This is a genomic window from Bacillus sp. FSL R5-0431 (genome assembly GCF_038002985.1).
Taxonomy (GTDB): Bacteria; Bacillota; Bacilli; order Bacillales; family Bacillaceae; genus Bacillus.
This window is the reverse complement of the sequence record NZ_JBBOOG010000001.1, coordinates 2,279,048-2,301,240: the sequence shown is the minus strand read 5'-3', so window position 1 is coordinate 2,301,240 and position 22,193 is coordinate 2,279,048. Positions and strand designations below refer to the sequence as shown.

28 protein-coding genes are annotated in these 22,193 nt (G+C 40.2%); 22 read left to right on the top strand and 6 right to left on the bottom strand.

Going from position 1 to position 22,193, the window contains the following annotated elements; translation table 11 throughout:
* Nucleotides 1-27: 27 nt before the first annotated feature.
* The 4 genes from MKZ03_RS11730 to MKZ03_RS11715 are packed head-to-tail and all read right to left on the bottom strand — an operon-like array spanning nt 28 to nt 3,070.
* Nucleotides 28-741 (bottom strand): amino acid ABC transporter permease, encoded by a 714-nt coding sequence (locus tag MKZ03_RS11730; protein ID WP_341031888.1) that lies wholly within the window; start codon nt 739-741, stop codon nt 28-30.
* Nucleotides 742-753: 12 nt separating this feature from the next.
* On the bottom strand, nt 754-1,452 hold the full coding sequence (locus tag MKZ03_RS11725) for an amino acid ABC transporter permease (protein WP_095285488.1): 699 nt from the start codon (nt 1,450-1,452) through the stop codon (nt 754-756).
* A complete protein-coding gene (locus MKZ03_RS11720; protein ID WP_341031886.1) occupies nt 1,449-2,309 on the bottom strand; it encodes an amino acid ABC transporter substrate-binding protein in 861 nt (286 codons plus the stop codon). The genes MKZ03_RS11725 and MKZ03_RS11720 overlap by 4 nt, the downstream gene beginning before the upstream one ends.
* Nucleotides 2,306-3,070, bottom strand: coding sequence for an amino acid ABC transporter ATP-binding protein (locus MKZ03_RS11715; RefSeq protein ID WP_066030622.1), 765 nt, complete (start codon nt 3,068-3,070; stop codon nt 2,306-2,308). Before MKZ03_RS11715 ends, MKZ03_RS11720 begins: the two co-directional genes overlap by 4 nt.
* Nucleotides 3,071-3,214: 144 nt before the next feature.
* Between MKZ03_RS11715 and MKZ03_RS11710 the strand changes: the two genes are divergently transcribed.
* Both MKZ03_RS11710 and blaBPU read left to right on the top strand, forming a co-directional pair.
* Nucleotides 3,215-4,378, top strand: a complete 1,164-nt coding sequence (locus MKZ03_RS11710; RefSeq protein ID WP_341031884.1) for an acyl-CoA dehydrogenase family protein — start codon at nt 3,215-3,217, stop codon at nt 4,376-4,378.
* Nucleotides 4,379-4,501: 123 nt separating this feature from the next.
* The gene (gene blaBPU / locus MKZ03_RS11705) at nt 4,502-5,290 is read left to right on the top strand and encodes a BPU family class D beta-lactamase (protein ID WP_307499971.1); all 789 of its coding nucleotides are present in this window, start codon (nt 4,502-4,504) and stop codon (nt 5,288-5,290) included.
* Nucleotides 5,291-5,345: 55 nt separating this feature from the next.
* On the opposite strand, the gene cyoE is transcribed toward blaBPU, so the two are convergent.
* The gene (gene cyoE / locus MKZ03_RS11700; protein ID WP_370876314.1) at nt 5,346-6,242 is read right to left on the bottom strand and encodes a heme o synthase; all 897 of its coding nucleotides are present in this window, start codon (nt 6,240-6,242) and stop codon (nt 5,346-5,348) included.
* A 108-nt stretch (nt 6,243-6,350) separates the two neighbouring features.
* Between cyoE and MKZ03_RS11695 the strand changes: the two genes are divergently transcribed.
* The 16 genes from MKZ03_RS11695 to MKZ03_RS11620 all read left to right on the top strand — a co-directional run bounded on the left by MKZ03_RS11695 (nt 6,351) and on the right by MKZ03_RS11620 (nt 15,570).
* Entirely contained in the window at nt 6,351-6,953 is a 603-nt protein-coding gene (locus tag MKZ03_RS11695) for a TetR/AcrR family transcriptional regulator (protein WP_034661446.1), read from the top strand.
* Nucleotides 6,954-7,107: 154 nt separating this feature from the next.
* Nucleotides 7,108-7,662: a hypothetical protein gene (locus tag MKZ03_RS11690; protein WP_341031881.1), complete on the top strand. Its 555-nt coding sequence runs from the start codon at nt 7,108-7,110 to the stop codon at nt 7,660-7,662.
* A 149-nt stretch (nt 7,663-7,811) separates the two neighbouring features.
* A complete protein-coding gene (locus tag MKZ03_RS11685) occupies nt 7,812-8,570 on the top strand; it encodes a hypothetical protein (RefSeq protein ID WP_106039719.1) in 759 nt (252 codons plus the stop codon).
* A gap of 47 nt (nt 8,571-8,617) precedes the next feature.
* On the top strand, nt 8,618-8,860 hold the full coding sequence (locus tag MKZ03_RS11680; protein ID WP_340973399.1) for a DNA-binding protein: 243 nt from the start codon (nt 8,618-8,620) through the stop codon (nt 8,858-8,860).
* 127 nt (nt 8,861-8,987) lie between these two features.
* Nucleotides 8,988-9,437, top strand: coding sequence for a hypothetical protein (locus MKZ03_RS11675; protein WP_307499969.1), 450 nt, complete (start codon nt 8,988-8,990; stop codon nt 9,435-9,437).
* Nucleotides 9,425-9,586, top strand: coding sequence for a hypothetical protein (locus MKZ03_RS11670; protein ID WP_307499968.1), 162 nt, complete (start codon nt 9,425-9,427; stop codon nt 9,584-9,586). The genes MKZ03_RS11675 and MKZ03_RS11670 overlap by 13 nt, the downstream gene beginning before the upstream one ends.
* A gap of 24 nt (nt 9,587-9,610) precedes the next feature.
* Nucleotides 9,611-10,240 carry a hypothetical protein gene (locus tag MKZ03_RS11665; protein ID WP_307499967.1) on the top strand — a complete coding sequence of 210 codons (630 nt, stop codon included), beginning with the start codon at nt 9,611-9,613 and terminating at the stop codon, nt 10,238-10,240.
* Nucleotides 10,241-10,296: 56 nt separating this feature from the next.
* Nucleotides 10,297-10,500, top strand: a complete 204-nt coding sequence (locus tag MKZ03_RS11660) for a hypothetical protein (protein WP_223260776.1) — start codon at nt 10,297-10,299, stop codon at nt 10,498-10,500.
* Nucleotides 10,501-10,675: 175 nt separating this feature from the next.
* Nucleotides 10,676-10,858, top strand: coding sequence for a hypothetical protein (locus MKZ03_RS11655; protein WP_307499966.1), 183 nt, complete (start codon nt 10,676-10,678; stop codon nt 10,856-10,858).
* Nucleotides 10,859-11,231: 373 nt separating this feature from the next.
* Nucleotides 11,232-11,579 (top strand): YxiJ family protein, encoded by a 348-nt coding sequence (locus MKZ03_RS11650; RefSeq protein WP_106039715.1) that lies wholly within the window; start codon nt 11,232-11,234, stop codon nt 11,577-11,579.
* 18 nt (nt 11,580-11,597) lie between these two features.
* Nucleotides 11,598-11,735, top strand: coding sequence for a hypothetical protein (locus MKZ03_RS11645; protein WP_307499965.1), 138 nt, complete (start codon nt 11,598-11,600; stop codon nt 11,733-11,735).
* Between the two features lie 293 nt (nt 11,736-12,028).
* Nucleotides 12,029-12,898 (top strand): alpha/beta hydrolase, encoded by an 870-nt coding sequence (locus MKZ03_RS11640; protein WP_341031877.1) that lies wholly within the window; start codon nt 12,029-12,031, stop codon nt 12,896-12,898.
* Nucleotides 12,899-12,973: 75 nt separating this feature from the next.
* A complete protein-coding gene (locus tag MKZ03_RS11635; protein WP_012010675.1) occupies nt 12,974-13,330 on the top strand; it encodes a winged helix-turn-helix transcriptional regulator in 357 nt (118 codons plus the stop codon).
* Nucleotides 13,331-13,516: 186 nt separating this feature from the next.
* Nucleotides 13,517-14,149, top strand: coding sequence for a 3-hexulose-6-phosphate synthase (gene hxlA / locus MKZ03_RS11630; protein ID WP_024718772.1), 633 nt, complete (start codon nt 13,517-13,519; stop codon nt 14,147-14,149).
* Nucleotides 14,146-14,703 (top strand): 6-phospho-3-hexuloisomerase, encoded by a 558-nt coding sequence (hxlB, locus tag MKZ03_RS11625; RefSeq protein ID WP_334749834.1) that lies wholly within the window; start codon nt 14,146-14,148, stop codon nt 14,701-14,703. The genes hxlA and hxlB overlap by 4 nt, the downstream gene beginning before the upstream one ends.
* A 141-nt stretch (nt 14,704-14,844) precedes the next feature.
* Entirely contained in the window at nt 14,845-15,570 is a 726-nt protein-coding gene (locus tag MKZ03_RS11620) for a DsbA family oxidoreductase (RefSeq protein ID WP_334749833.1), read from the top strand.
* 33 nt (nt 15,571-15,603) lie between these two features.
* Here MKZ03_RS11620 and MKZ03_RS11615 read toward each other — a convergent pair whose 3' ends face one another.
* Nucleotides 15,604-16,704 carry a GntR family transcriptional regulator gene (locus MKZ03_RS11615; protein WP_268495629.1) on the bottom strand — a complete coding sequence of 367 codons (1,101 nt, stop codon included), beginning with the start codon at nt 16,702-16,704 and terminating at the stop codon, nt 15,604-15,606.
* 273 nt (nt 16,705-16,977) lie between these two features.
* On the opposite strand from MKZ03_RS11615, the gene MKZ03_RS11610 reads away from it, so the two are divergent.
* The 4 genes from MKZ03_RS11610 (at nt 16,978) to MKZ03_RS11595 (ending at nt 22,162) form a co-directional block, all read left to right on the top strand.
* The gene (locus MKZ03_RS11610; RefSeq protein WP_334749830.1) at nt 16,978-18,603 is read left to right on the top strand and encodes a xylulokinase; all 1,626 of its coding nucleotides are present in this window, start codon (nt 16,978-16,980) and stop codon (nt 18,601-18,603) included.
* Nucleotides 18,597-19,301 (top strand): L-ribulose-5-phosphate 4-epimerase, encoded by a 705-nt coding sequence (locus MKZ03_RS11605; protein WP_034661424.1) that lies wholly within the window; start codon nt 18,597-18,599, stop codon nt 19,299-19,301. Before MKZ03_RS11610 ends, MKZ03_RS11605 begins: the two co-directional genes overlap by 7 nt.
* A 17-nt stretch (nt 19,302-19,318) precedes the next feature.
* A complete protein-coding gene (gene araA, locus MKZ03_RS11600) occupies nt 19,319-20,740 on the top strand; it encodes an L-arabinose isomerase (protein WP_341031872.1) in 1,422 nt (473 codons plus the stop codon).
* 81 nt (nt 20,741-20,821) lie between these two features.
* Entirely contained in the window at nt 20,822-22,162 is a 1,341-nt protein-coding gene (locus tag MKZ03_RS11595) for a sugar porter family MFS transporter (RefSeq protein WP_034661417.1), read from the top strand.
* The last annotated feature ends 31 nt before the right edge of the window (nt 22,163-22,193 follow it).

The window sequence follows — 22,193 nt, the reverse complement described above, 5'->3', positions numbered from 1 at the left end:
CAGGTATTTGAGCCTGATTGGCTTTTTTTAACGTCCGAGAGATCTTCCGTACACGCTGACACGTTTCTCTAACAAGGCAAAAACGAGTTCAAAGAAAATGCTCAGCAGCCAATAGATCAAAGCAGAGACGAGGTACGTTTCTAAAAACTGATAGCCGTCATTCGCAATGATTCGGGAAATCCCCATGATTTCAAGTACTCCAATCGTAAACGAAAGAGAGGTGGCTTTTAATAGCTGAATGAGCTGATTGCCTAGGTTCGGTAAGGCGACCACAAAGGCCTGCGGCAAAATAATGCGCATCATCGCCTGGCGCGTCGTCATACCCACAATTTTTGCCGCTTCAAGCTGCCCTTTGTCTACCGCAAGGAGTGCACTCCGAACCACCTCTGTTAAATGGGCGGCTGAATGGAGGCTGAAGGTAATGAGGGCAACAGCTAATGGGGAGACCATATCTGGATGAAAGGTCAGCCCGAATGTACCGCTCACTTTGGTTAGAACAAAAGGGAGTCCATAAAAGAAAGCGAACAGCTGAACAATAAGAGGCGTTCCTCTAAAAAACGAGACATAGAGTGTCACAAGCTGCCTGAGTACAGGAATGCGAAAGAGACGAATGAAAGCAAAAACAGATCCGATCAAAAGGCTCACAGCCATGGAAACGAGTGCAATCAATAAAGTAAAAGGAACGCCTTTTAGAATATGAGGTACTTGGTCAATCGCAAATGGAATATCAATGGTTTGCATCAAATCGCCTCCTTAACGTGACAGGCTGGTGCGGCCTTTTACAAATTTCCTTTCAAGCAACATGGTGATCAGTTCAATGCTCATGCAAATGAGCCAATACACAATCGCAATGATCGCGTACACTTCAAACATGCCGATCCCGTAGTTATTTCCTAAAATGATCTTCACCTGTCCCATGATATCAATAAGTCCGATTGTAAAGGCAATCGCTGTGTCTTTCACGAGATCAATGGTGTAATTTCCGAGGTTTGGCAGTGCAATGAGAAAGGCCTGCGGGATAATAATCCTGATCAAGGCCTGTGTATCTGTCATCCCAACAATGTAGGCGGCCTCAAGCTGATCCTTCCCAACAGATGAATACGCACTGCGAAAGACTTCAGATAAATAAGCGCCCGTATGTAAAGAAAACGTCATCATCACAAATAACACACGATCCCAATGATTGATTTGAATCCCTGCCACAAGTAAAAGCTGAGGCAGTCCAAAATAAATCAAAAACAACTGAACAATTAAAGGCGTACTTCGTGTAAAAGATAAATAGATAACAGCCAATTGCTTCAGCACTGGGATTTGCTTGATACGAATGAAAGCAAATAGCAACCCGATGATGATAGCGAAAAACAATGACACCGTAATAATGAGAAAAGTGAGTGGCAGGCGTTCAAGCACCTGTAAAAAGATGCGCAGCCAATCTCCAGCTGTAAACGTCATGACGCTTCCTTCCTTTCTTCATTTTGATCCCCTTGCTCTGAGATGTCATCAATATTTTGAAAGAAATCAACACCAAACCACTTTTTCGCAAGCTTAGGCAGTGTTCCATCATCAATCATTTCTTGTGTGATCCGGTCCAAATCTGCTGCAAGCTGCTTCTCGCTTGGCTGTAAGACAAGATAGATAGGCTCCTTTGACACAATGCCGCCAACTTTGACCTTTAGGTTCAAATGCTTTTGAATGGTATCAAAGGTTGAAATGTTCATAAATGCTGCATCGGACCGTCCGCTTTCAACACGTTTTAAGTTGAGTTCATTTGAAGGACTTTCAATGGTCGTCAGTGGAATATCCGGATCATGCTCTTTATTATATTGATTTAATATCGAACGCAAGCCTCCGCTAGGACTGACAGGAGCCAGTTTTTTAGATGTCATATCATCAAGCGATCGAATCTCCTTGTCTGATTCATTCACAATTAAACCTGTCATCGAATAGCCATACGGAACCTTAGGGTAAAGAAACCGCTTTTCACGTTCAGGGTTACTAAAAAACCAATTAGCCGCCATTTCAAACTTCCCTGCGCCTACACCAATTAAATTCGATTCTTCCTCGCCAAAAATGTAATCAAAATGTACGTGGGGAAGCCTCTTTTCCACTTCATTTAAATAATCAATGTTATAGCCAATCGGTTCGTTTCGTTCATTTGTTGCTAAAAAGGGTGGATTGACCTCTGCACTCAGTGCGACTTTTACAATTTTTCTACCATCTTCTGTCGTGGTTTTCACACTGCTGCAGCCCATCAGAGAAAGAAATAACAGAAGGACACTGGACATCATGAAAGCTGTCTTTTGCTTCATTTGTCTTTCTCCGATCCTTGCCACATTCCGCGATGAATCCTTGATAAAAATTGTTTCGTTCGTTCATGCTGTGGTTTCAACAGGACGTCTTCTGGTGAGCCTTTTTCAACAATTTCGCCATCTGCCATAAAGATCACCGTATCCGCCACGTCCTTTGCAAAAGAAATTTCATGTGTCACAATGACCATCGTCATTCCTTGGCTCGCAATATCTTTGATCATTTCAAGAATTTCTCCTACCATCTCTGGGTCCAGTGCCGACGTAGGTTCATCAAACAAAAGCACCGAAGGGTTCATCGCAAGAGCGCGGGCTATGCCAATTCGCTGCTGCTGACCGCCAGATAATTCACTCGGAAATGCATCCTTTTTATGAAGCAGTCCAATCCGCGTTAAAAATTGCTCTCCGACCTTTTCTGCTTCTTTCTTAGACATGTTTTGAGACACAATCAATCCTTCTGTAATATTTTCAAGTGCTCGTTTATTTTGAAACAAGTGATAATGCTGAAACACCATGGAAGATTGCTGCCTGAGTTTTAGCAGATCTTTTTTATGGTATCGTTCAAATTGAATCGTGGCTTCACCAACTGTCAGCTCTCCTTTGTCTGGAATATCGAGGCTGTTTAAGCTGCGAAGAAGTGTTGTTTTTCCTGATCCGCTCGGTCCAATAATTGCGACCACTTCACCTTCCTGTACGGTGAAATCAATGCCTTTTAACACATGGGTCTGCCCATAGGATTTATGTAGATTAGTAGCTGAGATCATAAAAGCATCACGTTCCTTTGACATATGTACTTAATATTGATAAAATTTAACACATTAAATCCTATAAGTAAAGTGTGTTTTATTTATTCCGATTGGAAAAATCAGATATGATAGATTGTGAGAAACAGAGGAGTTGGATACGTTTTGTCTAAAGCATTATTTGTCGATACCGGTTTTCAAAAAACATGGCTCAATCAACTAGAATCTCTTCGTGAAACGATCGAACAAACGGCAAAAGAACATGATGAAGGCGCTTATTTTCCTGAAAAAAATATTGAATCATTAGTAGAGATGGGCTATACGACGTTGTCTCTTCCTGCTGAATACGGAGGCGGAGGTCAATCTGTGAAGGATATGGTTCTGTTTCAAGAGACGCTCGGCAGCATGGACGGAGCAACTGCCTTATCAATCGGCTGGCACCAAGGGGTTGTAGGCGAAATTTACGAAAAGAAACAATGGAGTGAAAAGCAGCTGCAATTCTTTGCGGAAGAAGTGAAGAAGGGCGCCCTTGTCAACCGTGCCGTGAGCGAGGCGCAGACAGGCAGTCCAACAAGAGGCGGGAAGCCTGGGACAACAGCCACTAGATCAGGTAATGAGTGGATCATCAATGGACGTAAAATTTTCACAACGATGTCACCAGCACTTACATACTTTTTAGTCGGCGTATGGATTGAAGAAAAAGAGGCAATGGGCTTCTTCTTAATTCATCGCGAGACAGAAGGTGTCTCAATAGAAGAAACATGGAATGTTGTGGGGATGAGAGGAACTGAAAGCCATGATTTAATCTTAGATCAGGTGAAGGTTTCAGATGACATGCTTGTTGAGGTGCAAAAAGGGCCGCGCGGTGGTACGCTAAATCCTTGGATTGCACATATTCCATCCTGCTATTTAGGCATTGCGCAAGCGGCAAGAGACTATGCTGTTCAGTATGCCATCACCCATTCACCGAACAGTATCAGCGGAACGATTAGTGATCTACCAAATGTCCAAACACTTATTGGTGAAATTGACTTACTATTAAAGCAAGCACGCCACGTCATCTATTCAACGACCACATTGTATGAAAAGACGGAGAAAAGAGAGCTGTTAACCAATGAATTCGGCGCTGTGAAACATACAGTCGTCAATCACAGTCTGCAAGTTGTTGATAAAGCCATGCGTTTAGTCGGTGCAAAAAGCTTAAGCCTTGACTGTCCACTGCAGCGTTACTATCGAGATATTCGTGCCGGGCTCCATAACCCGCCAATGGACGATATGACGATTTCAAAAATCGCGAAGCAGGCCATTGAAGAGAAAAAAGAAAGCTAATATACAGCAAAAAGCCGGATGAACCGGCTTTTTTTGTTTGAAAGAAAAGAGGACAAGCGTACCTTATATCTCATCGCTCAACATGCTACAATCAATGGAATCATGGGAAAAGGAGCGATTGTTTTGAAGAAAAAGTATATAAAATGGCTCATTACTGGCATGATGCTGATGGCACTTTGTATAAGCCAGCCTTCATCAACTGAGGGAACATCACCAGCATGGTCAGTAGATGAATTCTTGAAAGACCGAGAAGGCACATTTGTGATTCAAGAAGTAAAAGAAAAGTCGCCCTGGGTGTATAACAAAAAAAGAGCGAAAGAGCGCTTTGCACCTCAATCGACATTTAAGGTAGCAAATGCCTTAATCGGACTCCAAATAGGCGCAGTGAGAGATGAATACGACATCAAATATTGGGATGGAGTGAAAAGAGAGATTGATAACTGGAATAGGGATCATACACTTGGTTCCGGCATGAGAGATTCAGTCGTCTGGTACTATCAAGCCATGGCCCGTGACATCGGTGAAGAACGCATGAGTCAGTGGGTGAAAGCCATTCATTATGGGAACGAAGACATATCTGGCGGAATCGATCAATTTTGGTTAAGCAGTACGTTACGTATTTCTCCAATTGAACAAGTTCGTTTCCTCAAACAGCTATATGAAGAGACTCTCCCATTTGACCTAAACACCATGAGAACGGTCAAACGAATGATGGTACAAGAAGAAGAGAAACACACCACCCTATACGGAAAAACAGGCTCCGGCTCAGGCATCGGCTGGTACGTAGGCTTCATCAAACATGAAAACAAAACCTACATCTTCGCCACAAATATCGAAGGCACCGGAATAGAAGCAAAAGAAATCACCTATCGCATTTTGAAAAAATATCATTTGATTGAAGCATCCGTTTAGGGTGCTTTTTTATATGAACTTATTATGGTTATCTACAAAACTAATGTTTTATTAATCAAAAAATTTGACGAGTAAGAGAATAGATAATGACCGTTGAATAAAGAGTTGTCATATAAATTAGTGAATAGACAAACATAATTGATGCCCACTTCTCGGAATGCATTCGCTTGTAACCCAAAATACTTAAGCAAATCCATATAAGGCCTAAAAAAAAGGATACAAGCACAAGCCCTATGCTTAAAGAATGGAAAAGAAAACTGCTTAAGGTAATTGCTAAGATATAAAGATTCGTTTGTAAGTATGTTCTTTTCATTCCTTTTACAACCGGTAACATGGGAATGTTTGCTGCCTTGTATTCATTTTGTTTTCTAATAGCTATCGAATAAAAATGCGGCATCTGCCAAATAATTGTAATGAAAAACAACCCCATAATAGCTGGGTGTGATATATCTGGTGAAATAGCTGCCCAACCAATGAGAGGAGGCATTGCTCCAGAAATACTACCAATTTCTGTGTTGTATACGGTTTTTCTTTTACTCCATATTGTATAAGGAAAAATATAAAAAAATAAACCAATCAATCCTATAATAGCTGCTAGATAGGTTGTAAATGCTAAAAAGCCTAGTCCTAAAACAGACATTAAAATACTAAGCCATAGAACTTTTTTAGGATTGACTTCTCCTGTTACAGTAGGTCTGTTTTTTGTTCTATTCATCACTGAATCTATGTCCCTATCATACAAATTGTTTAAAGCTCCAGCAGCACCAATTAATAAAATTGAACCTGCAAAAGCCAATAGTATCTCAATAGATTTATGAAGGATGTCAATTTGATATGTGTATAATGCCAAGGTTAAGCCAGCACACATTGGGATCAAATTTGATTTAATAATCCCTGATTTAACTGTTTGAGCGATTATTTCCATTTTCGTTTTGTGAATTTTTTTCCCCATCTGTCGCATTGTTTTTCTCCTTTTCACATTATATACCCTTTTGAATTTATATACTAATTGGTATATTAATTCTATATGGTATGATTGTCAAGAAAAGGAGGTAAAGGAATGATTAGACAAAGAAAGACGCAAAATGAAAGGAAAGAAGAAACAAGAAAATTACTCTTAAATTCTGCAGTTGAGAATTTCGCCAAGTATGGTTTTCATGGGGTCTCCATTGATAAATTGACAGAACATGCGGGATTTAGCAAAGGGGCCTTTTATGCGCATTTTCATTCAAAGGAAGAGATCTTTTTGGCACTATTGAAACAACAAATGCAATTACATGTAGAAAAAATTAATGCTTTAATAGCAGAACAACCTTCTCTTTTACACTTTTCAGAAAAAATGAATCAACAGTCTATTCAAAGTCGTGAAGAAAATCGGACGTGGAGTCTGCTAAACATGGAATTTCTTCTGTATTCAATGAGAAATGAAGAAGTAAGGTGTCAGTGGTCAAATATGATCCTACAATCGGTAAAACAAATATCGCAATCCCTTGAGAATTTGATGAAAAAAGAGAACCTTACATGTGCCCTTTCTTCTGAAGAAATGGCATGGGCAATTCTTTCACTGGAAAATGGTGTAGCAATATTCCACTATATTAGTCAAGACCATATACCAATTGACTTATTAGAAAAATCCCTAAAAAGAATAATTTCATATAAATAAAAATTATGGTCTATCAGTTGAATATGGAAGGTGTTTTTAGTCAAGATATGAAAAGTAAAAAAATAGCTCAAACTCAACATGAAATACGATTTATGAATGTGGCGTGCCTTTACCCTAATGGGGAGATGGTGATTCTAGAAAGGAGGTATAAGGAGTGTACTTAAAATATATCCAATTAATGTCAGATGATGACCGTGGGAACTTAGCCAGCCAATCCCTTTGTGTGACAGAAATGTTTTTATGGGAATTAGGGAAAAGAATTCAAACGAAAGATTGTGAGGCTATTATTTTTATATGTGGCTCTTTTAAAGATTACAAATTACTGAGTACTTCTAAAAAAGAACCTGACATCTTATTTTTAAAAAATACGTACGAGCTAGAATTACCCTTTAGTTACAGTGAATTTGAAAATGCAACAAATAAGAAAAAGATCTTAGCTGATACTTTGGAAAAAGCGATGCTCTATCTGTGTGAATTAAAAAACTGGGACAGTCAGCTAGTCAAAGCGACATTTCAAAAAATGAAAGAAAAGGAATATAAAGCGAAGATGAAAGGAAAACAAAGAAAATTAAGTCCTGATAAAACAAAGAAAGCATATACTCTGATTGAATTAGATTTAAAGCAGTTTACTCTTTATCTTGTAGTTGCAGACAATAAAAGAAATATCTTCCTACTTAGAAGATATTTCGTATCATATGAGAGAGCTTAAATGGTTAACGGATCATGAAGTGGCACTTTTCAAACGTGCACATAAAACAGTTTATACAAGTATACGTTTATCATGATAAAGCAAAATGAGAATAACATACATAACACTTGATGAAATCAAGAACGCAATATATAAGGAGTGTATTTTAAATGGGCTTTTGGGAAGAAGAACATAAGAAAAAGAACATCATGATTGGTGATGACGGACTAGATATTTTTGAAGAAGCGATCGAACAATTTTATGAAATGACTGAGGAACATTTGGAAAGAAAGCCAACGATTGATGAGATGCTTTTGACAATCATGACGGTCTTAAACAATGGAGGCAGTCACTATTTTGATGATTTAAATGAGAAAGAAGTAACGGATATTAAAGTAACAACTAAAAAAGCAAAAACTTTAAGTGACATTGAACCAGGAGCTATTATTGAACTCCCATTAAAAGAAGTTGGAAAATTGAGCTATGCTTTGATCATTTCAGGTGAGGGAAAAAATCAATATGATGAAATTTTAATCCAATACTATGATTTGTTTGTTGATGAAAGAATAGAAAAAAGAGAATTAAAACAATTGATGAAAAAGGAGAATGAGCTATTTGTTGCAAGTACAGGTTTGACAGGCTTTTTAAGTGGTTCATGGAAAGTCATCACAAAAATAAATAAAGACTTTATAAAAGAAGAGGATCTTCAAAATCTGAAATTCGTGACATATAGAGATGAAAATTATTACGTAAGCGAGGGGAAAGAAGGTTCAACTGCACCTGTAATGGACTTAGAGGTTGCTGATCCAAAAACGGCTAAGACTATATTTAACCCGATTGGTATATATGGCGAATACACTATTACGAACATTCTTTCTTTATATTTTAAAGGTATGTCAATGGAGGATATTATCAAATATGAAATATAGGCAGTTTACAACGTGAAGTGAGTTTTAAGAAAGGAATGGTGTAATGAATGGATGAACCCAAAATGCTAGACTGTTTAAATAAAATAAGACAAGTCTTGAAGGGGACGATCACAAGAGAACAAGTATCTGATTGGGCTGAAATTTACGTTTCTGCAGACGATTCAGAAATAAACGATGATCAAGTTTGGGATATGCTGATTCTTTTGAGTGGAATTGATTTGAAAGATTCACCTAATTCTTACTTGCATTGTGTAGATGATTTGAATGATTGGATAGAAAAGTACCAATAGCTCCTATATATCAGCTTACTATATTCTTATGGTTAAGCCCCCATCTATTAAAAGGAGTGAATGTTATGCCGAAACAGTCATCGCAATTCCAGGATTTTGGTCACATCATTTAAAAGAACTTGAAGAATTGAATGATTATATATTCGTGAATGATCGAATCATACATAAACGAACTGGAACTGATTACGAACTTGAAGTAGTGGATCATATTGATCAATTAAGCGAGACTTTCTTTCCAAATGAACAATTCAATTCAGAAGAACTTAAACAAATAGATACGCATCAAACATGCTTGTATATCATTGGGATGACTGAATCCTTAGAAGAAATAAACGCGTTTGTACAAGTTACTACGGATTTACTAAAGATTGATGGCATGGCGATAAAAGTTGATTCATCAGGTCGTTCTTTTATGAAGAAGACATGGCAAAGTTTAATAGAAGAATTCAATCCTTATCAATATATGCAACAATTTGGAGAGCCGGAAATGATGTTTGAAGGGTTTCAAATGAAGACGAAGACTCCAATGCCGCTTATTGTGCGATTGAACAATGGGGAAAATCTATGCCAGAAATGATTGATATAGACGATTCTTTAGAAGAGTGGCTGCCGGGAATGATAGCAGATGGAATCAATCCGTCCATTTTCTATAATCGAAATGATTCGGTTTCAATTGAAATTCAAACATTAAAAGAAGATATAGAGGAAGAATTAAAAAACTACTAGTTCGACAAGAGTGGAGGTAGTTGTTTGAAACGGCTTGAAGACTTATTTATTCGTTCAGAAAAAGAATTCAAATTCTATCAGAATTTAGTAGACCATGTGTTTCACACAAATAAAGAGCTACCACAACAAGTCTTCCGTAAGACATTTGATTGTTTTTTGTTTCAAGAGTTTGATTGGGCATTGAGTGATGATATTTTACCAACCATTAAAGAGTTATCAACTGTTACACAAGATAGAGAATTTTTGACTGCAGTCCTTCAACCAGATCCAACCGAATATTATTTGAAGGAATTTGGTTATTTTAATTGGCTGAAAGCGAGTGTGAACATTTCAGGTGAGGGTTATGTAAATGCACTATGGATGCACCCAAAAGGGTCTTTAGCAGATGATATCATAACGAATTCAAACATAGTGGTCTGGCTATCGCATTCGTTGCAGTGGGCGATTTGGGCAGATAGAGATATGGATATTTGTATCATAGGGTTGGTATCAACAAAAGATTCTGTGAAAAATAGGTTATTGAAAGAAGGATGGAAACCAATGGATCATCCTGTTTTAACAAATTGGCTTGAAGGATTATTGAAGGATCAAAAAACATTCAATGACTATTACACTCAAATGCTATCTCATTATGCGTCATGTTACAAGCGTTGAAATGGAGTATTAGTGGCTGATGATAGACCTATCCGAAGATATGAAAGGAACATAAAGTGAAACAATTGTTTATATCCAATCCAAAAGAATTTGAACATGTTCTATCGTTTGTTCATTCGCTCGTTCACAGTACAAAGACATTCCCTGATCAAGTGTTGAAAACGAAAACACCTCATTATTTATTCGAAGAATTCCATTGGTTGTTATCAGACGATAGCTGGGAAATCATCATGATGACTATATACTCATGGCTGTATTAGATGAGCAGAAGACTATGGATGATTATTATCGTGATTTTGGTTATTATCACTGGGTGAAAATCCCGTTAAACCTCACACCAAGTGATTACCTTGCTGGAAATTATGGTCATATTTTGATACTGTAATATATTTTTAAATTAGTCTTGTGTTTTAAATTGATGAGGTGGAGCAAGTAATGAGAATCGTATTAGCAAAAGAGAAAAATTTATTCGAAGCAAATGAATTAATAAAGAAAATCAATTTAAACGTAGAAGAGTATCATTGGGTCATAAGTGATGTGACACTCACAATGCTTCATGATCGGAAAAATCAATCCCATTCAGAAGTAATGCCGAATTATACGGATTTTTATTTCTGAAGGGTGAACATTTCAAAAAGTTCTTAAATGACTATTCTTATTCTTTTATTTTCGCCGTTTTGACCGCATTGCCTCGTCATGTACATCATTTGAATATCAACTCAATACCTCAAATTGAAGATAACGAACAATATTGGAACGTGAATTATACACCCGTTATTCCTCAAGCTGTGTTTGAAAGCGGATTTTTTGATTCGACAGATGTTATTTTTACAGGAGATCAGAAAATCTTAAGCGAATTTCGAAAAAAAGCGGACTTTATTTCATTTGAAGAATATTTACAAACTCCGTGACATGATAAGAATAGAGTTCATTCTGAAAAATACGTTAGGAGAGTGAATGATTAAAAACATTAAGAGAAAGGGGAAAGTCCATGAAAATCAGCCGAGATAAACAAGGTTTATTCGATGATTTAAAACAACGTTATCAATACTTATTAGATTCAGCTTATCCAGATGAGATCGTCTCTTTTGAAGAAGAAACTGGTATGTACTCAGATGATTTTTATATGTTTTTTTCACTTGTTGCAGGCAGCTTGAGTTATTTGATCGATCATAAACGAATACCGAAAAAACAGTTAAACGTGCTGCGTCAGTCATTTGAAGAGCAATATCCCCAAATCAAATCGTATCAACATATCCTTGAATCGTATCCTTTATTGCATTCCTATGTTCAATACCATGAAGAAACGAGAAAACGAATGATTGCACTTATACAATAACCTCTTGGAGGACAAACGATGACATGGTTTTTAAATGAAAAAATCCAGAAACAAATCCCTGATTTCGATATCAACCATCTAAAGCAAATCAATGAATTTCACTACTTTAAAGAGTATAATGAACATTACGACTTGATCAACTGTATTGTCCTGTAAATCTCATACGAATCTGCGACCCATAAAGCAGAAATCCATCTAAAATTCACCAATGTATCTTCTGTTCAAATCAAAGATTTGGACTTAACAAACGATTCTAGTCTATATTTAAATATTGAGCCTTTGAATAGAGGCTGGGAAAACATCAATTATTTCGTAGAAGACTATGAAGAAGATTATTTTTCATTTTATTGTCAAACAGTTCAAGTCATACAAGTCGTATCAAATGAATCGTACTAGTCTATCTACATATGTGCTAATCATGCTTCTTCATCCCAACATAGAAAGGTGCAATGACATTGAAACGAATCACGAAATGGCTCTTATTTGCGGCTGTCATCGCGGGCTTATTGGTATGCGCATTCTTTGTGTTCCGTTTAAACCAGCCTAAGCCGACGACGAACATCCATTATGCAGACACACAAAACAAACAGCAAACACTCGATATGTATATGCCAAAGGGAAAAGATGAAGACAATAAGAAGAAGCATCCAGTCATGATCTATCTCCATGGCGGCGGCTGGACAGGCGGCGATAAGAATAGAGTCGCTTCAAAGGCTGATTATTTTACGGGTCAAGGGTATGTGTTTGTTTCGATGAATTACAGGCTTCACCCTGATGCCAACTATGAGCAGATGGCAGATGATACGGCAAACGCCATTAAATGGGTCAAGGATCATGCAGGTGAATATCAAATCGATTCATCAAAAATCAACATGATGGGACATTCGGCAGGCGGTCATTTAACGGCATTGGTGGCCACAGATTCAACTTATTTAAAACGTGTTGGATTGTCGCCAAAAACGATCAATTCCATCGTGATTTTAGATGGACCGTTAAACATCAATCAATTTATACAAGCCATACCATCGTACAAAAAGGTGTTTGGCAAACAGGAGAAGAACTGGACAAAGGCATCACCTGTCACTTATATGAATCAAGCGAATGTACCGCCTGTTTATTTAGTCACAGGCTGGGAAAATCCTGAGGTGTACCGATTTGCAGAAAAACTGAATCATGATAAAGGCTCGCGGTTTGTTTTTCGAGTTCATTCGCTGAGCCACAGTGACTTGAATAAATGGTTTGGATCAGACAGGGCGCCAAAAGAAGCGCAAAAAATGACAAAGGCTGTCATGTCTTTTGTGAATAAACAGAATCAATAACGAAGACCGTATGCTCGACAATCTAATTTGCCGCAGTATATGATAAAGCGTAAATGGTTTGTACCAAAGGAGTGTATGTCGTTGTCATCACGTATGGAAAATAAAGTGTTCAATTGCGAAAAAGAGCTGACGCTGAATATTATCGGCGGTAAGTGGAAAATGCTGATTTTATGGCACCTTGGCAGAGAAGGGACAAAACGGTTTGGTGAGCTAAAGTCGTTAATGCCTGGGATTACGCAAAGAATGCTTGTCAATCAGTTAAGAGAATTAGAGGAAGATCACATTGTGCATCGGGAGGTTTATCCTGTCGTTCCGCCAAAAGTTGAATATTCCCTCACAGAACTAGGAGAAAGCTTAATGCCGATTTTAGAGGCGATGTATGATTGGGGAAAACAATATCTCGACAGCAATTTTTTAAAGGATGATAAATAGAAAGTGCAAAAGATACTGGTCGAAAGACAGTATCTTTTTTGTGACCATATGCGAAAAAGTATAGTATGTAAAAAAAAAGTGCGTACTTGGATTGCTGCCATCCTGTTGTTATACTCATTTCATCGTTCAAGAAGCACCATCCGCGAAGCTCTTGAAGATGAGATGAAAAAACGGGAGTGAAAGTTAATGAAATTACAATTAGCATTAGATTTAGTGAATATACCAGAAGCGATTGAGCTGATCAAAGAAGTAGAAGCATCTATTGATGTGGTCGAAATTGGGACACCTGTTGTGATCAATGAAGGCTTGCGTGCTGTAAAAGAAGTCAAACAGGCTTTTCCGAATTTACGTGTACTCGCTGATCTGAAAATTATGGATGCGGCCGGTTATGAAGTGCAGCAGGCATCTGAAGCTGGAGCGGATATCGTCACCATTCTTGCAGCGGCAGAAGATATGTCCATTCAAGGAGCGGTGAAAGAAGCGAAAGCAAGAGGGAAACAAATTTTAGTTGATATGATTGGTATCAAAGATATCGCTGGCCGGGCAAAAGAGCTGGATGAGCTTGGAGTCGATTATATTTGTGTGCACACAGGCTATGATCTGCAAGCGGTTGGTCAAAACTCATTTGCTGACCTTATGACCATTAAACAAGTCGTCAAACAAGCGAAAACAGCCATTGCAGGCGGGATTAAGCTTGATACGTTACCTGAAGTCGTGAAATTAAATCCTGATTTGATCATTGTCGGCGGCGGTATCGCAAGCCAGGACAATAAAGCAGAAGTGGCCGCACAAATGAAGCAGCTGATCGCACAATCATGAAGACCAGTGACTATGTGAAAGCCATTTTGAATGAGCTTTCTGAGCACTCGCCCGCTATTCAAGACGAACAAACGGAGCGGCTTGTCTCAAGCATTTTAGCTGCACGAAAGGTCTTTGTGGCAGGTGCTGGCAGATCTGGTTTGATGGGAAAATCATTTGCCATGAGACTCACACATATTGGCGTCAAGGCTTATGTGATCGGTGAGACCAATACTCCTTCCTTTACAGAAGAAGATCTCTTGATTGTTGGGAGCGGCTCTGGTCGAACAGAGACATTGCTAATCCTTGCAAAAAAGGCAAAAGCAATTGGCGGAAAAGTGGCAGCATTCACGCTTTCAGTTGACTCACCTCTAGCTGATCTATCGGATGAAGTCATTTTACTGTCAGGTGCGCCGAAGGATCAAAAGGAAGGAAGCCATCATACCATTCAGCCAATGGGCTCGCTATTTGAGCAATCGCTTCTTCTGACATACGATGCGGTCATTTTGCGTTTAATGGAAATAAAAGAGCTCGACACACATACAATGTACGGTCACCATGCAAATTTAGAATAGATATTTTCAAAGCCTTTCCTTTCTTAGAAGGAGAGGCTTTTTTTATCTAAATCAAGAGCAGAATCTTGACATCATCGATTGGATGTAACTATAATTGTTACATCGTTAAAGAAAAAGCGTAAGCTCGGAAGGAAGATGAAGATGAAAGTACAAATCTGGTCAGATATCGCCTGTCCTTTTTGTTATATAGGAAAAAAACAACTAGAAACAGCGCTTGAACAATTCCCTCAAAAGGAACAGGTAGAAATCGAGTTTAAAAGCTTTGAGCTTGATCCACATGCACCCGTTGATGTCGATTATGATGTCCATGATATGCTCGTCAAAAAATATGGGATGAGCCGCAGCCAGGCCATGGCGATGAATGAGCAGGTGAAGCAGGCCGGCAAAGAGAAAGGAATCGATTTTCAATTTGATCCACTCGTGTTGACAAACACCTTTGATGCCCATCGATTGGCGCAATATGCTGGTCAAATGGGGAAAGGCGATTTCGTCATGGGAGAGCTGTTTCAAGCATATTTTACAGATGGAAAGCATGTTGGTGATCGTCAAACCCTTTTAGATATTGCAGAAAAAGCAGGTCTTGATTTGCAGGAAGTACAGCAAGTTTTAGGCGGCGAAGAGTTTGCAGATCATGTACGAGAGGACGAAAAAGAGGCGAGACAGCTTGGCATTTCTGCTGTTCCTTTCTTCTTATTGAATGGCAAATATTCAGTGGCAGGTGCACAGCCACCCGATACCTTCCTTCGTGCACTTGAAACGGCTTGGACAGAAGAAGCAGCTCAAGCTGAGAAAGCGGCTGCCAATTCATTTGAAGCAGCATGTGCAGACGGCGTATGCGCAGTTCCTACCCCTAAAGAAGAGATCTAATCATATAAAAAATGAGCCTCCTCCAAAAAGGGCTCATTTTTTTCTTGCATTCATATGTTTGATCGTTTCACCTGGAACCAATTCAGGTTCGTAAAAGGTTTGATGAGGGAGATTCTTTTTTCCTTGAACTTTTTTAATCATCCAGTCTGCCGCATCCCGGCCCATTTGCTCCTGAGGGTGGGTCAATGTTGTCAGCTTCACATGGGCATTTTTCTGGGCAATATACGAATTATCCTGTCCAATAATGGAGAGATCCTCTGGAATGGACAGCCCAATGTCACTGCATACATTGGCAACTTCTAATCCAACCTCGTCGTTATAGCAAACAAGGGCAGTCAGCTCATGCTGATGCTCTATTAAGAAAGTTTTGATATCATCTCCCAAATGCTGCTTCGATTCTGTATCGAAAAAGAGGACGTGCTCAGGCAGAAAGTTAAGCTTGGCTTCACCGAGCGCTTGAATATATCCCTTCATTCGGTACTTTCCCTGTAAGTCATCTGTTTTTGAGATCAGGCCGATTTGCTGATGTCCAGAGGTGATCAGCTCTTTTGTGGCTAAATAACTGGATTTCACATCATCTAGACAGAGAAAAGGAACCTCTAACTGTTCATAATAGGCATTGATCATAATGAGCGGTACATCCTGTTCTTTAAAAGATAGGTAGTACGAGATGTTCGGATTATATAAATTGCTTTTCGTCGGCTCGACAATGAGTCCGTCCACACCAAAGGACAGCATCATTTCTAGCGCTTTTTTCTCCTGTTCCACATCATTATTCGTACTTGCCAGTAACAAAGAATAGTTTTCTTCGTTTAATCGGCTTTCAATGCCTCGAATGATGGAAGGGAAAATGTAATCGGATATGTATGTCGTCATGACGCCAATCGTTTTCATATGCGTATGTCCAGCAGGCTTTGTTTGATATTGATTGGTCACAAATGTGCCTGAACCTTTTTCACTTCGTAAAAACCCTTCGCTCGACAATTCTAAGATGGCCTTTCGAACCGTATGCCTGCTCACTTGATACATCTCCTGCAGGCTTGATTCGGTTGGAATACGTTCCCCGATCCGGTAATCCCCTGTGAGTATTTTGCTTTTTATATCATCGATAATGATCTGGTACTTCTTTTTCATCGTTTCACTTCTTTCTCAGTTGATCATCTACTCGGATTGAGAAGAAATTGTATGGACATATTTTAACATGGTTGTCGAATCAAAAACAGGCGCTTTCCCTTTCTGTCGTCTCAGCTTTAGAAAAGTGAAGGTTTTTGTCATATTGTGTATGCACAACTATTTTTAATATTGACATATGTACGTACAAATATTATATTGTGAATGTGCACAGAGAATCAATGAATCTAGAAAATTAAAATTGAAACCGCTATCAATTATGGAGGTGAACGCAGAATGGATCATGAAGAGACGACCAAAGCCTTAAAAGAAGGACGGACATCTTTAGGCATTGAATTTGGTTCAACACGAATTAAAGCCATTTTAATAGATGAAGCGTTTCAGCCAATTGCTCAAGGTACATTTGAATGGGAAAGTTCTCTCCAGGAAGGAATTTGGACGTACAACTTAATTGATATCATTACAGGTCTTCAAGTGGCGTACCGGGAGATGAAAGAGCAAGTCGAGCAAAGGTATGGCGTGACCATTCAAACCATTGGCTCAATTGGAGTATCAGCTATGATGCATGGCTATGTGGCATGTGACCATACAGGAGAGGTCCTCGTTCCGTTCCGCACATGGCGGAATGCAACAACCATTGAGGCGAGTCAAAAACTGACGGATGTCTTCCAATTTCATATTCCAGAAAGATGGAGCATTGCCCATTTGTATCAAGCCATATTAGAAGAGGAAAAACATCTTTCCCGTTTAGAATATATGACCACCCTATCAGGTTACATTCACTGGCTGTTAACCGGAAAGCAGGCCATTGGCATTGGGGATGCGTCAGGCATGTTTCCAATTGATGAACAAACGAAGGACTACAATGAAGTAATGCTCCATCAATTTGAAGACTTGATCGTAGAAAAAGGCTACCCGTGGAAGCTGCGTCACCTTCTGCCACGTGTTTATTTAGCAGGCGAGGAGGCTGGCGTGTTAACGGCAGCAGGAGCAGCCATTTTAGATCAAGGCAAACACTTGAAGCCAGGCATTCCATTTTGTCCCCCGGAAGGTGACGCCGGAACGGGAATGGTGGCAACAAACAGTGTAGAAAAACGGACAGGGAACATTTCAGTTGGGACATCTGTTTTTGCCATGATTGTGCTAGAGCAGGAGCTAAAGGGTGTGTATCCAGAAGTGGATATGGTCACAACGCCAGACGGACTGCCAGTCGCAATGGTTCATGCGAACAACTGTACAAGTGACTTAAATGCTTGGATGAATATATTCAGAGAGGCATTTGAAGCATTGGGTATGCAAGTGGCGTCAGAAAAGGTATACGAAGCCTTATTGCAGCAGGCGTTAGAAGCAGATCGAGATGGCGGCGGGCTCTTAAGCTATGGCTATTATTCTGGTGAAAATATTACAAGATTGCCAGAAGGAAGGCCTCTTTTTGTCAGATCAGCTGAAAGCCGCTTTAATCTGGCTAATTTCATGCGTACCCATCTTTTTTCTGCTTTTGGTGCAATGAAAATAGGGATGGATCGTTTAAAAGAACATGAACAGGTTGTGATTGATCGGTTACTAGGGCATGGGGGGTTATTTAAAACCCCGCTCGTTGGTCAAAAAATGGTGGCCGCAGCGCTTGATACACCTGTATCAGTCGTTTCCACTGCGGGAGAAGGCGGTGCGTTTGGAATGGCTGTCCTTGCTTCCTATATGGTCCATCATCAAAAGCAAACATTGGCTGAATTTCTCACGCATCAAGTGTTTGCCCATACATCAGAAGAGCTCATAGAACCCGATCCGCTTGATGTCAAAGGCTTTGACGAATTTTTAAAGCGCTATCAAGAGGGCCTTGCGATTGAAGAAGCGGCAGTAGCACATCTGATGCCAAAGAAAGGAGTGACAACTGTATGCTAGAGCGCTTAAAAGAAGAAGTATTTGAAGCGAATTTAGATTTGCCGAAATACGGACTTGTGAAATTTACATGGGGCAATGTCAGTGCGTGTGATCGTGACAGCGGTCTATTTGTTATTAAGCCGAGCGGTATAGCGTATGACCAATTATCAGCAAAAGACATGGTTGTGGTCGACTTTGACGGTGAAGTAGTGGAAGGGGAATTCAGTCCTTCATCAGATACAGCGACACATGCTGTTCTTTACAAACACTTTGAGGAAATTGGCGGTATATCACATAGCCATTCCATGTGGGCAACCGTTTGGGCGCAGGCGGGTCTTGATTTACAGGCAATGGGCACAACGCATGCCGATACATTTTACGGCGCTGTTCCGTGTGCTCGATTTCTGACAGAAGAAGAAGTCAACCGCGGTTATGAGGTAGAAACGGGCCGGCTGATCATCGAAACGTTTGAGGAAAGAAACCTAGATGTGATGGCGGTGCCGGGTGTATTGCTTCAAGGTCACGGCCCATTCACGTGGGGAAAAGATGCAAAAAGTGCGGTCACAAACAGTGTGATTTTAGATGAAGTTGCCAAAATGAACCTGTTCGCAAAGCAATTAAACGAATACGCGGAGCCTCTCCCGCAGCGAATTTTAGATAAACATTACTTAAGAAAACACGGAGAACATGCGTATTACGGACAAAAACCTTCAAGATAAAGAAAAGAGGGATTTCTATGTTAACAAGTCAACATAAAGAATGCTGGTTTATTGTTGGATCGCAGCATTTATACGGAGATGAAGCACTGCAGAAAGTAAAAGCAGATGCTCAAAAGATGACGGATGCCTTAAATAAGAGTGGTTTACTTCCTTACCCAGTGATCTTGCAGGAGCTGGCTGTCAGCGCGGATCAAATCACAAAGCTCATGAAAGAAGTCAATTATCGCGATGAGGTTGTCGGCGTGATGACGTGGATGCATACATTTTCACCGGCAAAAATGTGGATACGCGGAACCGATCTCTTGCAGAAGCCTCTTTTGCATCTTGTCACACAGTATTATGAGAAGATTCCGTGGGACACGATCGACATGGACTATATGAATCTTCATCAATCTGCCCATGGAGATAGAGAATATGGCTATATCAATGCGCGCTTAAATAAACAAAATCAAATTGTCGCCGGTCATTGGTCTAAGCCGGATGTGCAGCAGCAAATCGCTGATTGGATGGACGTGGCGGCTGCTTATCATGAGAGCTTTCAGATTAAAGTAGCTAGGTTTGGTGACAACATGCGCCAAGTGGCTGTAACAGAAGGCGATAAAATTGAAGCCCAGATTCAATTAGGGTGGACTGTTGATTACTTTGGAATAGGCGATCTCGTCGAATATGTAAATGCAGTAGAAGAAGCAGAGGTAGATGCATTATTTGCGGAGTATTTAACGCAATATGATGTGGATTATGGAACGTATTCAGTTGAAGAATGGGAAAAAAGTGTCAAGGTGCAAGCGCGTTATGAAATTGCCATCAAACGCTTCTTAGATGAAGGCGGCTACAATGCCTTTACGACAAACTTTGAAGATTTACATGGAATGAAACAGCTGCCAGGACTTGCGGTACAGCGGCTAATGGCAAAGGGATATGGCTTTGCTGGGGAAGGCGATTGGAAAACTGCTGCACTGGACCGATTATTAAAGGTGATGAGTCATCATCAATCCACTGGTTTTATGGAGGACTACACGTATGAAATGACCTCTGGACAGGAAGCGGTGCTGCAATCTCATATGTTAGAAGTAGATCCAGCGCTCGCCCATACGAAACCAGTGATTGTCGTATCTCCACTTGGTATCGGAAACAGGGAAGATCCAGCGCGTCTTGTGTTTGATGGAAAAGCAGGCGAAGGTGTTGTTGTTTCCATTGCTGACTTTGGAACCCATTTCAAATGGCTCATACAAGAAGTCGAAGCCTTTGAGCCGGAGGAAGCAGCACCTCATTTACCGGTTGCACGTGTGCTCTGGAAAATCAAGCCGAATTTTCAGGACGGAGTCAAAGCATGGATTAAGCAAGGCGGGGGTCATCATACAGTCGTATCCCTCAATTTAACAGTTGATCAAATTGTTCATTTTGCAAAGCTTGTCAATGCAGAATATGTGGTTTTATAGAAGGGTGAAAGGTCTTCTACTGATTGCAGTAGAAGCACGGGATGAAATGAAAGCGGTTAATTAAGTGAGGGGGTCATCCACTTGGAGAAAAAAGTGTCAAGCAAATTTATCTTCTTTTTCGGGTCCTTTGCAGGCATCTTATTCGGATATGATATTGGAATTATTGCAGGGGCAGAAGGACATATTCAGGAAGAATTTCAGCTAAGCCCATTATGGCTTGGAATAGTCGTCTCTTCATTAATGGGCGGAGCAATCATTGGTTCGATTTTAAGCGGCCTCATGGGGGATAAGTTCGGCCGCAGAAAGCTCATTTTGGTCTCATCGATCATCTTTTTTGTCGGAGCTATAGGGTCAGCCATCGCACCAGAAGAGATTTCATTAACCATTGCTCGTATCTTTTTAGGGACAGCAGTAGGAACAGCCTCATCTTTGGTGCCGGCTTACATGTCTGAAATCGCTCCTGCTAAAATCCGCGGGAAATTGTCTGGGCTCAATCAGCTTATGATTGTGAGCGGACTATTGCTGAGCTATATTGTCGCGTTTGTGTTTGAACCTATTCCAGACAGCTGGCGCTGGATGCTGGGAAGTGCCGCTTTATTTGCTATCGTGCTTTATATTGGTATGCTGAGGCTCCCTGAATCTCCGAGATATTTAATTAAACACGGAATGGCTCATAAAGCACGGGAGGTATTAGGATCACTGCGTTCTTCCCGTGAAGAAATCGAAGCAGAAATGCAGGAAATTTTAGAAGTCGCGAAAGAAGAACGCTCTGGTATTCGTGAATTGTTCCAAAAGAAATTCAGAATGGCTCTTTTCATCGGGGTTGGGATGGCGACCCTTCAGCAAATTCAAGGCGCGAACTCCATTGTGTATTATGCAACGAGTATTGCTCGGAATGTAGGCCTTGCGCCGCAGGTCGCAGCAGGCTTTACAGTCATTGTCGGTGTCATTTTTGTCGTGACAACCGTTATCTTTTTACAATTTGTCGACCGGTTCGACCGCCGAACGATTCTCACCGTAGGAGGCACAGGTATGGCACTTTCCTTCTTTGCACCAGCGGCATTAGGTGCACTTGGCGTTAGTGAAGGGATTTTAAACTGGGTGACATTGATTTCCCTTTGCTGCTTTATCTTGTGCTATGCTTTCTCATGGGCACCGATCACGTGGATCATCATCGGCGAAATCTTCCCACTCTCTGTCAGGGGCATTGGAGCAGGCATTTCATCTGCCTTTAACTGGACGGGATCGTTAGCTGTTGGACTCGTTTTCCCTATCTTAGCTGATAAGTTCAGCTTTGGGGTCATTTTCTCCTCATTTGGGGTTATCTGCTTAATCGGACTATTGTTCACCCGCTTTGTACTAGTTGAAACAAAAGGAAGAAGCTTAGAGCAAATCGAAACCGATATGGCAGCACGTGTATAAAGAAACCCCTCTATCCCATGTGGATAGAGGG

What these genes read in the sequence shown, in the direction of transcription:
- MKZ03_RS11730 (WP_341031888.1), bottom strand. Translation starts at nt 741, where the DNA reads ATGCAAACCATTGATATTCCATTTGCGATTGACCAAGTACCTCATATT.
- MKZ03_RS11725 (WP_095285488.1), bottom strand. Translation starts at nt 1,452, where the DNA reads ATGACGTTTACAGCTGGAGATTGGCTGCGCATCTTTTTACAGGTGCTT.
- MKZ03_RS11720 (WP_341031886.1), bottom strand. Translation starts at nt 2,309, where the DNA reads ATGAAGCAAAAGACAGCTTTCATGATGTCCAGTGTCCTTCTGTTATTT.
- MKZ03_RS11715 (WP_066030622.1), bottom strand. Translation starts at nt 3,070, where the DNA reads ATGATCTCAGCTACTAATCTACATAAATCCTATGGGCAGACCCATGTG.
- cyoE (WP_370876314.1), bottom strand. Translation starts at nt 6,242, where the DNA reads ATGGGGAAAAAAATTCACAAAACGAAAATGGAAATAATCGCTCAAACA.
- MKZ03_RS11695 (WP_034661446.1), top strand. Translation starts at nt 6,351, where the DNA reads ATGATTAGACAAAGAAAGACGCAAAATGAAAGGAAAGAAGAAACAAGA.
- MKZ03_RS11685 (WP_106039719.1), top strand. Translation starts at nt 7,812, where the DNA reads ATGGGCTTTTGGGAAGAAGAACATAAGAAAAAGAACATCATGATTGGT.
- MKZ03_RS11680 (WP_340973399.1), top strand. Translation starts at nt 8,618, where the DNA reads ATGGATGAACCCAAAATGCTAGACTGTTTAAATAAAATAAGACAAGTC.
- MKZ03_RS11670 (WP_307499968.1), top strand. Translation starts at nt 9,425, where the DNA reads ATGCCAGAAATGATTGATATAGACGATTCTTTAGAAGAGTGGCTGCCG.
- MKZ03_RS11655 (WP_307499966.1), top strand. Translation starts at nt 10,676, where the DNA reads ATGAGAATCGTATTAGCAAAAGAGAAAAATTTATTCGAAGCAAATGAA.
- MKZ03_RS11650 (WP_106039715.1), top strand. Translation starts at nt 11,232, where the DNA reads ATGAAAATCAGCCGAGATAAACAAGGTTTATTCGATGATTTAAAACAA.
- MKZ03_RS11645 (WP_307499965.1), top strand. Translation starts at nt 11,598, where the DNA reads ATGACATGGTTTTTAAATGAAAAAATCCAGAAACAAATCCCTGATTTC.
- MKZ03_RS11640 (WP_341031877.1), top strand. Translation starts at nt 12,029, where the DNA reads ATGACATTGAAACGAATCACGAAATGGCTCTTATTTGCGGCTGTCATC.
- MKZ03_RS11635 (WP_012010675.1), top strand. Translation starts at nt 12,974, where the DNA reads ATGTCGTTGTCATCACGTATGGAAAATAAAGTGTTCAATTGCGAAAAA.
- hxlA (WP_024718772.1), top strand. Translation starts at nt 13,517, where the DNA reads ATGAAATTACAATTAGCATTAGATTTAGTGAATATACCAGAAGCGATT.
- hxlB (WP_334749834.1), top strand. Translation starts at nt 14,146, where the DNA reads ATGAAGACCAGTGACTATGTGAAAGCCATTTTGAATGAGCTTTCTGAG.
- MKZ03_RS11620 (WP_334749833.1), top strand. Translation starts at nt 14,845, where the DNA reads ATGAAAGTACAAATCTGGTCAGATATCGCCTGTCCTTTTTGTTATATA.
- MKZ03_RS11615 (WP_268495629.1), bottom strand. Translation starts at nt 16,704, where the DNA reads ATGAAAAAGAAGTACCAGATCATTATCGATGATATAAAAAGCAAAATA.
- MKZ03_RS11610 (WP_334749830.1), top strand. Translation starts at nt 16,978, where the DNA reads ATGGATCATGAAGAGACGACCAAAGCCTTAAAAGAAGGACGGACATCT.
- MKZ03_RS11605 (WP_034661424.1), top strand. Translation starts at nt 18,597, where the DNA reads ATGCTAGAGCGCTTAAAAGAAGAAGTATTTGAAGCGAATTTAGATTTG.
- araA (WP_341031872.1), top strand. Translation starts at nt 19,319, where the DNA reads ATGTTAACAAGTCAACATAAAGAATGCTGGTTTATTGTTGGATCGCAG.